The sequence below is a fragment of the Nocardia sp. NBC_00403 genome (assembly GCF_036046055.1).
Taxonomy (GTDB): domain Bacteria; phylum Actinomycetota; class Actinomycetes; order Mycobacteriales; family Mycobacteriaceae; genus Nocardia.
This window is the reverse complement of the sequence record NZ_CP107939.1, coordinates 1,206,261-1,219,519: the sequence shown is the minus strand read 5'-3', so window position 1 is coordinate 1,219,519 and position 13,259 is coordinate 1,206,261. Positions and strand designations below refer to the sequence as shown.

Here is a 13,259-nt window from a genome sequence, read left to right as displayed (position 1 = left end):
CCCGCTCCGCTCCCGGCGAAGCCGCCCGGCACGCTCTAGACTCGGCCCCGTGCAACCAGCCGCCGAGCAGGCCGGTGCCGTCGGGGCGGGAGATCATCCATCACCAGGGTCACCTGGGCCGACGGTACCGATCCGTCCACTGCGCTTTCGTGAACTGCTCGACGAGCCGTTCGCGCTGATCCAGGCGAACATCGTCGTACTGGCCTGCTCGACGGTGGTCGGATTGGTCGTCGCCGAGCTGATCGTTGTCGCGATCACCGCTGGCGTGTCGCACCTGACGCACGGCTCCGACCAGGGCACCCGATGGGCTGCGATTCTGTCGACGGCGGCCTGCGCCTGGTTGCTGCGATTCGTGCTGCGCGGGCTGACGGTCACCATCGGGCTTGCCGGTGTCGCCGGATCCCCGATCGGGTGGCGCACCGCGCTGCGCAGGACGGCGACCGTCGGCACGCCCCTGCTGGTATTCCACGTGCTGTTCACGCTGGTCGGGGTGAGCGTGCTGGCGCTGGGCAGCGTTCTTGTCGTCACTTTCCCGCTCGGGCTGCTGTGGCTCGGTTACCTGCGGGCCCAGCGGTTCGTCGCGGTGCCGGTGATGTTCGTCGAGCGGGCCTCGCACGCCACGGCGGTGGCGCGTTCGCAACTGCTCGTCGCCGGAGCGGAGTGGCCGACAGCGGGGTTGTGGCTGTGCCAGCGCGGCCTGACGGTGCTGCTGGCCGTGCCATTGCTCGGCATCCCGTGGTTCCTCTCGGATTTCTCGGGCACGCACCGCTGGCAGGTCATCGTGCTCACCACCTCGGCGGTGCTGTTGATCGTCGCCTTCGGTGAGGTCGTCGAGGCGGCGACACGCGTGGTGTCGTATGTGGATCGGCGTTGCCGCCGTGAGGGACTCGATATTCGAGTGCCGGAGGCACGATGACCGACGCCGAGCACCCGACCGACAACCTCACCCCCGAGCCCTGGCCTCCGGTGCACGAGCCGGCGGCCCCACCGCCGCCTCGGCTCGGCGCGGCCGCGCATCATCGCGCCGCCGCCGAGTCGGCCGCCGAGCACCGTGACTTCGATGCCGCGCTGCGCGAACGCTTCCGCGCCGTGCTGCGCGGGCTCGAGCAGGGCGGCCTACTCGAGGTACGTCGCTCGCGCACTGCACGGGAGACCGCCGACGACGCCACCACCGTGCTACCGCTCGAGGCCGCGACCGAACTCCATCCCGCTGCTTACAGTTTCGACGAAATCGTCTACGGCGGCAGGCACGCCACCGAAGATGAATACCGCAGCCTCGAATATGCCGACCGATACTCCGGTGCCGCGCCGCCGCCCGCACCGGAACCTGCCGAAGTGGCGGTCACCGAGAAACCACCGCGAACGCGCAGGCAACGGCCCCCACTGCCGGAACTGCTTCGCAGCCCGAAGTTCTGGGTTGGTCTCGCGGGCGTGGTCGTACTCCTGCTGCTGCTCTACGCGATGCTGAACGCCTGTGGTGCGCCGGACCCCCAGACACCGCAGAAACCGCCGCGGATCCCGCCGCCGACGGACTACCCCGACAGCCCGGACATCGACGCACCCAGTGCCGGCGCAGGCCAGGATTCCATCTTCAGCCGACTACCTGGACCGGTCGCCTTCGGCGGACTCCAGTTCTTGATCGCCGCAGCGCTATTGGTGTGGTGGCGGGCCCGCCGCCGCGGCGCGCTCGTTGGTGAGCCGCGGCCGGTCGAGGTCGCGGCGAACGAACTGCTCGCCGGGCAGGCCGCGCTGTATCGCCGATCGAAGGACTACGAACATGTCGCGTCGAAGCTGCGCGCGGCGACCCTGCGCCGCATCCGCCCGCACCTCGGCGCCACCGCCGAAACCACTCCGGACCGACTGATCGCCGCAGTCAGCACACGCATCGGCGCAGACCCGAGCATGGTCGGCTCGACCCTGTACGGTCCGGTGTCCGACACGGACACCTTGCATCTTGTTGCCGCACAACTCGAATGGATCGAGGCGGAGGTCGGATGAGACATCATCACCCAACGCTCGTCCACCTGGTGGGGTCACCGGATCACCCGCGCGACGCCGGAGGGTGGACGAGACATCACCAACCAGCGCCCATCCGCGTAGTCGGGTTACGGAATCACCCACACGACACCGGAGGGCGGACGAGACATCACCAACCAGCGCCCATCCGCGTAGTCGGGTTACGGAATCACCCACACGACACCGGAGGGCGGACGAGACATCACCAACCAGCGCCCATCCGCGTAGTCGGGTTACGGAATCACCCACACGACAGCAGAGGGTGGATGGGACATCGTCGCCGAGCGCTCACGCCGCCGATGGGGTGCGGTAACCCCGGCACGACACAGGAGGTCGGATGACCAGCATGACCAACACCAACCACACCCCCACCGCCGAAGAGGCGGGTGCTGCGTTCGCCGCGCTGCGCGCCGAGATCGGTAAAGCGGTAGTCGGCAATGACACCGCGATCATGTACCTGGTTCTCGCGCTGCTGTGCCGCGGCCACGTGCTGTTGGAAGGTGTACCCGGCGTGGCGAAAACGCTGCTGGTTCGGGCGTTGGCGACAGCGTTGGACCTCGAGCATGCCCGCGTCCAGTTCACACCGGACCTGATGCCCGCCGATGTCACCGGCTCGCAGATCTACGACCCGCACTCGGCGGAGTTCACCTTCCGGCACGGGCCGGTGTTCACCAATCTGCTGCTTGCCGACGAAATCAACCGCACCCCGCCGAAGACGCAGTCCGCGCTGCTGGAATCCATGGAGGAGCGCCAGGTCTCGGTCGACGGCAAGCCACGGCCGCTGCCCGATCCGTTCGTGGTGGTCGCCACCCAGAACCCCATCGAGCAAGAGGGCACCTACCCGTTGCCGGAGGCGCAGCTGGACCGGTTCCTGTTCAAGGTCGACATCCAATTGCCCGGTCGCGATGACGAATTCCGCATCCTGCAGCGGCACGCCGGCGGATTCGACCCGCGCGATCTGGCCGCCGCCGGGCTGCGGCCGGTCGCGGGACCGGCACATATCGCCGCAGGCCGGGCCGCGGTCTCGCACGTCACCATCAGCCCGGAGGTGCTCGCCTACACCGTGGACATCTGCCGGGCCACCCGCACTTCACCCGCCGTCCAGCACGGTGCGTCCACGCGCGGCGCCACCGCCCTGATGGCGGCCGCGCGCGCGTTCGCCTGGCTCAACGGGCGCGGCTTCGTGACGCCCGACGACGTGAAATCGGTGGCGGTTGCGGTGCTGCGACACCGCCTGCACCTGCGACCCGAGGCGGAGCTGGACGGGGTGACGACCGAGGGCGTGATGTCGTCGCTGCTGCTGTCGGTCCCGGTCCCGGTGTAGCTCGTGGTCGTCACCGGTCGGCTGGCCGCCGCGGGCGCGGTGGTCGCGCTGTTCGTCGTCTTCGTCATGCCGACCTGGCTCGGGGTCGCCTCGATGACAAGTGCGCTTGCCGCCGCTGTGCTCGTCGATATGGGCTCGGTCGCACGCCCGCGCGACCTCACTCTCAGCAGAGCACCGCTGACCGTCGTCCGCCTCGGCCGCAGCACCGAGGTGGAGCTCGTCGTGCTCAACAGCGGAACCCGCACCGTGCGCGGCACCCTGTGGGACGACTGGCCCGGCAGCGCACGCGCCGCGCACCGCGCGCACCGACTGGATCTGGCGCACAACACGCGGACACGCTTGCACACCACGCTCACGCCGACCTACCGCGGCGATCGAGCGGCGGGCCCGGTCACGCTGCGTCTGATCGGCCCGCTGGGCATCGCGGGCAGGCAGACCCGGCGCAGCGTGCCCGCGCGGGTGCGCGCGCTGCCGCCGTTCCGCAGCGAACGCCTGATGCAGTCGAAAGTGAAACGGCTGCAACATCTCGAGGGTCGCAATGTCGCGAACCTGCGCGGCCAGGGCACCGAGTTCGACTCGTTCCGTGAGTACGTCCCGGGCGACGACGTGCGGTCCATCGACTGGCGCGCCACCGCACGAGCTACCGATGTGCTGGTGCGCACCTGGCGTCCGGAACGCAACCGGCACATGCTGATGCTGCTCGACACCGGCCGCATCAGTGCCGGCCGGGTCGGCAGTCCTGGGCACATCGACGACGGCACCCGACTGGACGCGAGCATCGAGGCCGCCCTGCTGCTCGGCGGGCTGGCCGCCGCGGCGGGCGATTCGGTGGATCTGCTCGCCTTCGATAGGAAGGTCCGGGCGGAGGTTCGCGGTGTCGGTGGAAAAGGGTTGCAGCTGAAGCTGATGCACGCGATGGCGGGCATCAGCCCCGCCCTTGTCGACACCGACAGCGCGGGAATGGTCCGCGCGACCATCCAACGCACCCGCCGCCGCAGCCTGGTGGTCTGGTTCACCAGCCTCGACGGCGCCGCGGTGCAGGAGAACCTGCTTCCGGTGCTGCCCGTGCTCGCCCAACGGCACCGGGTCTTGATCGTCTCCGTCACCGACCCCGAGATCGCCGCGGCCGCCGCGCGCCGCGACACCAGCGCCGACCTCTACCTCGCCGCCACCGCGGAGACCATCCTCGCCGAGCGCGCGCTGGTGCAGGACTCGCTGCGCCGCAGGGGAATCGCGGTCGTCTCCGCACCACCGGACCACCTGCCGGAGGCCTTGGCCGACGAGTACCTCGAACTGAAGCAGTCCGGAACTATGTGAGCGCCGCGGCGGTAGACACTAACCGCGGATAGCGACCATGGCGAACGGTGAGACAGCCGCCGGTGCGGCAGGCAGTGCCCGGCGTTGGCGTTCGGCGATCACCGCGCCGAGCACCTGCACCGGCGGATAACCCAGCGGCGGCCGAATCTGCAGCCGCTCGCAGAGCGCGCTGACAAGCGCCTGGCCGAGATTCGCCTGCACGGCCGGAGTGAGCGTGCGGACCCGTGTCAGGTATTGACGCACCGAAAGCGCGAGATCCTCGGGGAGGCCGGAGAGGTCGAGCTGTCCGGCCCAGCCTGCGAGCCAGGGCGGGGCGGTGGCGAGCGCGGGCCGCGGCAGGCTCGTCTGGGCATGCACCACAACGGTTCCGGCGAGCACGTCACCGATGCGGCGCGCGTTCGGGGAACACATCGAGGTGAGCACCGCGATGGCGCCGAAGCCGCCGAGGACCCAGAAATCGACGATGCCACCCGCAAGGCCGCGGGTGAGCGCATGCCGGAAATCGATCGGTCCGCCGTCGGCGCGCACCACCCGCAGGCCGATCATCACCTTGCCGACCGTGCGCCCGTGCATCAGGGTTTCGCAGGCAACCGGGTAGCCGATGAGCACCCCGACGATCGCCACCAGCGCCGCCACATCCATCCACGCCGAGTCCGCGCCCGCGGTGGCCAGCACTGCGGCGGCCGCGAACAACAGCGAGCAACCCAGCGCGAACTGCACCACGACATCGATGAGGAAAGCAGTCGCTCTGGTGGGGATCCGGGCGATCGGCAGCTCGAGCGCGACCGCTTCGCCGGTAGTGAATTCAGCCATGTCGAATAGCATTCTTCCGACCGGTGGTGAGGGAGGCAACCAATGGACGTCGACGCGTATAGCTACACCCACCGGCGGTCCTGGGACCGGCTGGACTATCTGGCCCGGCGACGATCGCTGAGCGGCGCCGAGGCGGACGAGCTCGTTGCGCTGTACCGGCGGACCTCACAGCAGCTGGCTCGGTTGCAGTCGCACAGTCCCGACCCCGAACTCATCGCCGGGCTCAGCGCATTGCTGGCGCGGGCGCGGGGCAAGGTGCTCGGCACCAAGGCCGATACCTGGGCGGAGATCGGCAGGTTCTGCACCCACCGGTTCCCGGCGGCGGTCTACCGGGCCTGGCCGTGGTGGATAAGCGTCGCGGCGGTGTTCCTTGTGGTGTCGGCCGGGCTTGCGGTGTGGGTACAAGGGTCCGGTGCGGCGCACGACCTACTCGGGCTCCCTGACAACACCGACGCACTCACCGAACCGGGCGGCAAATTCGAGACCTACTACTCGGAGCATCCGCAGGGTGCGTTCGCCGCGCAGGTGTGGACGAACAACGCGTGGGTGTCGGCGATCGCGTTGTTCACCGGTGTGCTGATCCTGCCAGCGGTGTACCTGCTGTTCATGAACGCGCTCAATGTGGGTGTCAGCGCCGGGCTCATGGCCGAGGCGGGCAGGCTCGACTCGTTCTTCGGGTTCATCCTGCCGCACGGGATGCTCGAGCTGACCGCGGTTTTCGTCGCGGGCGGGGCCGGATTGAAGCTGGGCTGGACGCTGATCGATCCGGGTCGGGCCAGCAGGCTCGAGGCGGTGGCGCGGCAGGGACGAGCCACCGCGGTGATCGCGCTCGGCTTGGTCGGTGTCCTGCTGGTGTCCGGCTTCCTGGAGGGTTTCGTCACACCGAGCCCGCTGCCGGCGTCGGCGCGCATCGCGATCGGGTTCGTCGCCGAAGTCTTGTTCCTGGTCTATGTGTTCGGCGCGGGTCGGCGCGCGGCGCTCGAGCAGGAGGCGGTGGTGGAGGGGAACCCGGCCGAGGATCGCTGGCAGACAACGCCGAGCACACGGTGAGTGAAATGACTCTGGGCAATCGGTAGCAACGATGCGCTACAGCCTAGTTTTCGACTCCCCCATTTGAGTTCCGCTGGCCGCAGCGAGTCCAGCTCAGCTGCGGCCAGCGTTACCGTCAACTGTACACAATCGTTATCCGCACGCAACCCTCCACGCCGAGGCCGAGCGTATAAAGCAGCACGCCAGCAAACCCATGTGGGCGCATGGTTTTTCACTACTCCAGCTAACCTATGGCGGCACTTCGGGCGCCGAGTTACCGGCCCACAAAGGGTCTCTGCCACGCGATACCGCGTGGCGGTCCTTAACCACCGGGCCGCGCACCAAACATTCTCCGAACGATTAGCTGGAGCCATTCAATAGATCTCTCCATGGTCGCCAGACACGCGTCACTACCTGCATGTTTAGCGGCCGCTAATGGAGATAGCTGGACAGTGGATGAACAGAAAGCGACTCAAGGTTTGTTTAAAGCGTAATAAACAAGATATGTGCCATGAGGTGCTGCACGTAGGTATACCGATGGCCCGTCAAGATCAGAAATAACCAGTTGCGCAACGGTGGTTGCTCACGCCATCGGCTCTGCTGCCATCAGCACCGCGGCCGCAACTATGTAGCCGCGTGTGATCTTCGCCTCATCGCCTCCGAGAACGTGCTCGAACCAGGCGAAATCCACACAGTGGCAGATGTTTCACCGCGCTGCCGACAACATCCGGGAATGCGTCGGACGGCCCCCGCACACCGAGCGCGAGGGCCGTCCGACGAACCTCGGTCAGCCCTCGGCGAGACCGACCCGAGCGTGCACCAACCGCATCGGCCGTGGCGCGTACCAGGCGGCCCGGCCGAGCAGTCGCATCGCTACCGGCACCAGCACGCCGCGCACCAGCGTCGCGTCGACCAGAATCGCCAAACCCGCACCGAGCCCGAAGAACTGGATGAACCGGACATCGCTGGTGGTGAAGGCGAGGAAGCTGATCGAGATCAGCGCCGCGGCGGTGGTGACGAGCCTGCCGGTCCTGGCCAAGCCCTCGACGACCGCGTCACCCGCGGACACGCCAAGGTCGCGCAACTCCTTGATCCGGCTGATCACGAACACCTCGTAGTCCATCGACAGGCCGAAGGTGATGCAGAACAACAGCAGCAACATCGACACGTCCAGTGGCGCGGGTGTGAAACCGATCAGGCCGGACAGGTGGCCGTTCTGGAAGATGAACACCATCAGGCCGAGGGTCGCGGCCAGGCTCAGCACGTTCGACAGCAGGGCGCGCAGCGGCTGCACGATGCTGCCGGTGAACAGGAACAGCAGCACGAAGGTCGTCAGCACGATCCAGCCGATCGCGATGGGCAGCTTCGACCCGATCGAGGCGAGGCTGTCACGCAGCTCGGCGGCCTGCCCGCCGACCAAGGCACTCGCCCCGGCCGGGCTCGGTACCTCGCGCACCTTGTCGACCAGCTCACCAGCGGCGCTCGAGTTGAGGTCCAGGTCGGTGAGCACGGCCAGCCGCTGCGCCTCGGGACGGGCGAACCTGGCATCGGCGGGCGAGGTCGCGGACGGTGCGCCGCGCACGAAAGTGCCCGCGCTGGAATCGACCTGTGTGACGTGCTCGACCAGTGACAGGGTGCGCGCGTAGTCCGCAAGCCGGCCTGCGGCCACCCCGGCCGTCGTGACCACCGACAGCGCGTTGGCGTCGCCGCCGCCGAAATCGTCGCGCATCGCATCACCGACCTGCCGCACCTCGGCGCTGGTGGGCAGCACCCGATCGTCGGGGGTGCCGAACTGCACATTCAGCAGCGGCGCCGCGGCAAGCAGCAGCACCGCAACCACCGGAACACCTGCCAGTGCCGGCCTGCGCATCGCGAAACCGGCGACGCCTGCCCAGAACGGCGTCGCGTCACCACGGATCCCGCGGACACCGGGCACCCGCCAGGAATCGGTGCGTGCACCGAGCACCGCGAGCAGCGCGGGCAGCACGACTACCGCGGCCAGTGCGGAGATGCCCACAACACCGATCCCGCCGTAGGCGAACGAGCGCAGGAAGTACTGCGGGAAGATCACCAGGGCCGAGAGTGCCGCGACCACCGTCGCCGCGCTGAAAACGATGGTGCGGCCTGCCGTCGACACCGCGGCGACCACCGCATCGGACGGCTCCGCGCCTGCCGCACGCCGTTCCCGGAATCGGCTGACCATCAGCAACCCGTAGTCGACCGCGAGCCCGAGTCCGAGGCCGGTGGTGAGGTTCACCGCGTAGATCGACACATCGGTGACCGAGCCCAGGATCGCGAGTTCGGTGAAGGTACCCAGAATGGCGATCCCGCCGACGACCAGGGTGAGCAGCGCGGCGATCACATTGCCGAAGGCGAGCACCAGCAGTGCCAGGATCAGCGGCACGGCAACGGCTTCCGCGAGACCGAGATCCTTGCCGATCTGCTCGGTGATCGAATGGAAGATCGCGGAGCTGCCGCCGATGCGAATCTGCGCGACCGGGCCGTCGGCACGGTAATCCTCGACGATCGCCTCGGCGTCCTTCTCCTTGTCGGCGGCGGCCTTGGCGGAACTGCCCGCAAGGATAACGGCTGCGGTTCCGTCGGCGGACCGCATCGCAGGCGATCCGGTCTCCCAATACGAGACGACATTGGTGAGCCTGCTGTCGGCCGCGAGTCGGTGCACCAGGTCCCGGCCGAGATCGGCGACACCGGTGTCGTCGACGGTGCCGGTCTTCGCGCCGATCAGGAAGACATAGTCGGTGTCCGCACCGAACTTGTCCGCCAATCGGCTCGTTGCGGCGCTGGACTGCGCGTGCGGATCCTCCTGCCCTCCTGGCTGCATTTTGCTGAACGCGGTTGCGCCGACCACCCCGCCCGCGAGCAGCGCGAATACGCCGACGACGAGTATCCAGCGGGCGTGGCGGACGGTGAATCTGCCGAGTGTTTCGAACATATCGGGCCTCCCCGATCGAGAATGTTTACGGTCGCAAACTTGATGGGTGTTAACTTGCCATGAGATGTGTGCGGGTGTCAACATCGAAAAGATGACGAACTCGGAATCAGCGACCAAGCGCGGCCACCGCGAAGGCCCGTACCACCACGGCGACCTGCGCAACGCGCTCGTGCGCGCCGCCGCCGAGCTCGCGGAAACCGGCGGGCCGGAGGCGGTGACCGTGCGCGCGGCCGCCCGGCTGGTCGGTGTCACGCCGACCGCGGCCTATCGCCACTTCACCAATCACGAACAACTGCTCGGCGCCGCGCAGGCCGAGGCACAGCAGAGCCTGTTCGGGGCGATGTCCGCCGGTGTGGAATCCCTTGGCCCCGAGGCGCACGCGATCTTGCGCCTGAATGCGGTCGGCCGCGGGTATATCGCCTTCGCCAGAGCGGAACCCGGGCTGTTCCGCACCGCCTTCTGCGAAACCGGCCCCGTCGACGGAGCACCGGAAGACTCGCCTGCGTTCAACCTGTTGTCCGCAGTGCTCGACGAGCTCGTCGAGATCGGCTACATGGACCCGGCACACCGCCCCGACGCCGAAATCGCGGCCTGGGCAATGGTGCACGGACTTGCCGCACTGATGGTCGAAGGACCCATCCGCGGCCTGGACGACGCCGCACGAGAACAGGCCATCACCCACACCCTCGCCGTCATCCAGCGTGGACTCGCCACCGGCCCGAACGCGTCCGACTGATCCCCTTCACGATCGGTATCGCAGCGAGCTCGAAGGCCGGCGGGCCGGGCTGCTGCGAAATCTCCTATCGCACAGGATGTGCAGACTTGGCACTGCACAGCCTGTGCAGACTCGTGACGCCCGGTGCGCGGCCGAACGTCACTGCCGCGCATTCGAGCCCACAATCTGGGCGTGCTATCCACAAGCACTGCACTGAGCGGTCCACACACTCGACAACCACTCACAGGTGTCACGCAGGTATGCACAGGGCCTGTGGAAAGTCTCGATCATCGGTCGAGACCAAAAGTGTTGTGCCGCACTATCCACAGGCACTTCCACCGGGAGCGATTCACCGGGTGCCGGCCGTGGATCCCCAGCATCGAATGGCCGTGCGGCGGCGTGTCAACGGATGCGCAGTATCCCGGTGATCGTGCCCTGCAGGACCTCGCCACCATGGGTGACCAGCGGCGATGTCTGCAGTGGGTCGTCGGCGACGGTGCCGGGGAGCGGCCTGCTCGAGGTGACGGAGCCGGTGTCCGGATCGATGACTGTGAAGGCGTAACCGTCCAGCGGCGTTGTGGTGTCGAGACCGATTCGCGTCACTGTGTATATCGCACTGTCGACTGTGGATAGATGTGGAACGGCGGCGCTGCGCACCGTGCTCTCCCAGACCGTGTGGCACCCCGCGCCGTCGACGTCGACGCGAGTCATACCGCCGATGAACGGCGCGGTGGCCGGAACCGCCTGGCCCGCACCCTCGGGGACAGCGGGATACGGATAGCCGTAGGTGCTGGCGACGAACAGTGAGCGGCCGATGCCGATCGGTGAATTCTCGCTGCCGGCACCGCCCTTCGTGAGCACCGGCTGTGTGCACACCAACTGGCCGCTGCCCGAACGGAAGACCAGCGCATTGACCCGGCCGTCGGCGTTGTCCACAATCGTCAGGTAATCGGCGCCGGTGTTCGGACCGAAATAGGTAGGCGTGGAACCGGTTCCCCAGCTGAGCTGGCCGGGCTTGCGCGCCCGGCCGCGATCGTAAGGCGCACGCCAGAGCACCTCGGGTCGTCCCGCCGCGGCCCGCAATTCATAGAGGGCGTGCGTGGTCGCGACGGCGATGCGCCCGCTCGGTGCCGCGGAAATGCTGTTGGCGACCTGCTCGCCCGCGGGCAGCGCGACGACCGCCGCCCGGCCCGTGGGCGCAACCAGTCCGACCAGGCCCTTGCCGGTCGCAAACCAGACATTGCCGGACCAATCCGGAACGAGCCCGGTGACGTTGTCGCCGACCGGAATTGCCGAGGAGAGATCGGTCGACGACTCGACCGCGAGCTGCCACCCGCCTGCCGCATCGTGGGTGTGGGCGACGCGCAGCAACGTGCGGTTCCCGTCCACGACCACCAGCCGGTCGGCGTTGTCCAGGTAGGCGTATACGCCGCCGAGCAGACTGCCCTTGGTCAAGGTGAGCGCAGCCAGCGAGGCACCGAGTGGCGCACCACCGGCCGGATCGAGCAGGTGTAGGACCGGAGCTTGCCCCGCGATCGCGGTGCACAGCGCGACCACGAGTCCGTCCGAGCCCTGCAGCAGCGTCGGACAAGCCGCCGCAAGCGGATAAACGCCCACCGACACGTTGCCGGGTCCAGGGCCCGCCAAAGGTGTCGCGTCCGACGAGCCGGCGTCGCCGTGCATGGTCGCGGTGCCGGGCGGCCCGAGATGCGGGTTGGGCGAGGCCAGCGGACCCCACTGCCCCGCCGCGTCGGCGGTGCTCGCGGGCATGAGCGCTAATGCGGAGGCGGCCAGGAGAATCAGCGGTGATCGCATCCGGTCATCCTTCCGTTCCGCAGCGTGGCCTTCGATCGAATCCGATCCGGCGGGGCAGCAACAGTATTCGAAACGCCGATGATCCAAATAGCGCCGCAGCGGTGGCTACGATGGCGCCACGAATGGAGTCCGCGCGCGACTGCTGTCCACCCTCGCCGGTCAGCTCGGCAACCCACACGGCGTGCTCGGCAAGGGCGTCGCCTGCGCCGAACTCGCCCGCGTCGTCCGGGCGGGCGGCCACCTCGTGATCGGCATCGGCGATGCCGACGCCATGGCAAAAATGCCGTTCACCGCCTACGGATTCACGTTGCGGCCGGTGCCCGAGGTGATCGACGCGCTGGAACGCGCCGGGTGTTCCGTTACGCACCACGAGCTGCCCAACCCGCCGATCCCACACCACCTTTTGGTCGCCACGCCCGCGTAGGGACTACATCAAAGCCCCGCCGTCGATGCGGATCTCGGTCCCGGTCATGTAGCGGCCGTCATCGGAGGCGACCATGGCGACCACGCCCGCGATATCGTCCGGGGTCCCGAGCGCGCCACCGTTGAGCCAGCCGGTCAACCTCGCGAACAGACTCGGGTCGAAACCCTCCGGCTGATCCCGAATGGATTTCGTGGTGATACCGCTGGTGATGCCCGCGGGCACGATATTGACAGCGCGCAGACCCTGCTTGGCGTACTCCAGCGCGATGGCGTGGGTGAATGCATTGACTCCGCCCTTGGATGCGGCGTAGGCAGCAAGGTAGGGCGCGGCACTGAAGGCCGCAGTAGAGGACAGATTCACGACGACGCCGTGCCCGGTTTCCACGAGCGCGGGCAGCGCGCTCTGGGTCATCAGGAAGGTTCCGGTGAGGTTCACCGAGATCACCTGATTCCACACTTCCAACGGCATTTCATCGGTGCGGGCGGGCCGCAGGATGCCCGCGGCGTTCACCAGCACATCGAGACCACCGAGAAATTCGAGCGCCGAGCCCGTCGCGGTGCGCACCGACTCGGGATCGGCGACGTTCACCTGCACGGTCCGCAGCCGGTCGGCGGCGGACGCCTTCGCCGTGGTGGCCTCCAGGCCGGGCTGGTCGATGTCGGCGGCGACCAGCTGCGCCCCCTCGTCGAGCAGCCGCAGGGCAATGCCCTGACCGATGCCCGATCCCGCTCCGGTGACCAATACTCGGCGGCCCTCGTATCTACGCATGCCAAAAATTAGAACAGGTTCTCATAGAGAGTCAATATGTTCGCGCTGCGCATTTCGGTGCAAAAGACTGCAACACGTTCTAGCC

The 13,259-nt window shown here is 67.9% G+C and carries 11 protein-coding genes; 7 read left to right on the top strand and 4 right to left on the bottom strand.

Translation table 11 applies throughout. The annotated features are described in order from the left end of the window. Positions 1-49: 49 nt before the first annotated feature. The 4 genes from OHQ90_RS05195 (at position 50) to OHQ90_RS05180 (ending at position 4,657) form a co-directional block, all read left to right on the top strand. The gene (locus tag OHQ90_RS05195; protein ID WP_328407840.1) at positions 50-916 is read left to right on the top strand and encodes a hypothetical protein; all 867 of its coding nucleotides are present in this window, start codon (positions 50-52) and stop codon (positions 914-916) included. Then, positions 913-1,998 (top strand): DUF4129 domain-containing protein, encoded by a 1,086-nt coding sequence (locus OHQ90_RS05190; RefSeq protein ID WP_328407838.1) that lies wholly within the window; start codon positions 913-915, stop codon positions 1,996-1,998. Before OHQ90_RS05195 ends, OHQ90_RS05190 begins: the two co-directional genes overlap by 4 nt. 355 nt (positions 1,999-2,353) lie before the next feature. Continuing rightward, positions 2,354-3,340, top strand: coding sequence for an AAA family ATPase (locus OHQ90_RS05185; RefSeq protein ID WP_442941318.1), 987 nt, complete (start codon positions 2,354-2,356; stop codon positions 3,338-3,340). Between the two features lie 3 nt (positions 3,341-3,343). Then, positions 3,344-4,657 (top strand): DUF58 domain-containing protein, encoded by a 1,314-nt coding sequence (locus OHQ90_RS05180; protein ID WP_328407836.1) that lies wholly within the window; start codon positions 3,344-3,346, stop codon positions 4,655-4,657. 18 nt (positions 4,658-4,675) lie between these two features. On the opposite strand, the gene OHQ90_RS05175 is transcribed toward OHQ90_RS05180, so the two are convergent. Continuing rightward, complete coding sequence (locus OHQ90_RS05175) at positions 4,676-5,470, bottom strand: RDD family protein (protein ID WP_328407834.1); 795 nt, start codon at positions 5,468-5,470, stop codon at positions 4,676-4,678. Between the two features lie 42 nt (positions 5,471-5,512). Between OHQ90_RS05175 and OHQ90_RS05170 the strand changes: the two genes are divergently transcribed. Beyond that, the gene (locus tag OHQ90_RS05170; RefSeq protein ID WP_328407832.1) at positions 5,513-6,520 is read left to right on the top strand and encodes a stage II sporulation protein M; all 1,008 of its coding nucleotides are present in this window, start codon (positions 5,513-5,515) and stop codon (positions 6,518-6,520) included. A 766-nt stretch (positions 6,521-7,286) separates the two neighbouring features. Here the strand turns inward: OHQ90_RS05170 and OHQ90_RS05165 are convergent. Then, positions 7,287-9,452, bottom strand: a complete 2,166-nt coding sequence (locus OHQ90_RS05165) for an MMPL family transporter (RefSeq protein ID WP_328407830.1) — start codon at positions 9,450-9,452, stop codon at positions 7,287-7,289. Positions 9,453-9,543: 91 nt separating this feature from the next. Here OHQ90_RS05165 and OHQ90_RS05160 point away from each other — a divergent pair, with 91 nt between their 5' ends. Next, complete coding sequence (locus OHQ90_RS05160; RefSeq protein WP_328407828.1) at positions 9,544-10,188, top strand: TetR/AcrR family transcriptional regulator; 645 nt, start codon at positions 9,544-9,546, stop codon at positions 10,186-10,188. A gap of 381 nt (positions 10,189-10,569) precedes the next feature. Here the strand turns inward: OHQ90_RS05160 and OHQ90_RS05155 are convergent, their stop codons facing one another. Then, complete coding sequence (locus tag OHQ90_RS05155; RefSeq protein ID WP_442941317.1) at positions 10,570-11,982, bottom strand: hypothetical protein; 1,413 nt, start codon at positions 11,980-11,982, stop codon at positions 10,570-10,572. A gap of 181 nt (positions 11,983-12,163) precedes the next feature. On the opposite strand from OHQ90_RS05155, the gene OHQ90_RS05150 reads away from it, so the two are divergent. Then, positions 12,164-12,406, top strand: coding sequence for a hypothetical protein (locus OHQ90_RS05150; RefSeq protein WP_328407826.1), 243 nt, complete (start codon positions 12,164-12,166; stop codon positions 12,404-12,406). A 3-nt stretch (positions 12,407-12,409) separates the two neighbouring features. Here OHQ90_RS05150 and OHQ90_RS05145 read toward each other — a convergent pair whose 3' ends face one another. Next, a complete protein-coding gene (locus OHQ90_RS05145) occupies positions 12,410-13,174 on the bottom strand; it encodes an SDR family NAD(P)-dependent oxidoreductase (RefSeq protein WP_328407824.1) in 765 nt (254 codons plus the stop codon). Positions 13,175-13,259 lie beyond the last annotated feature (85 nt).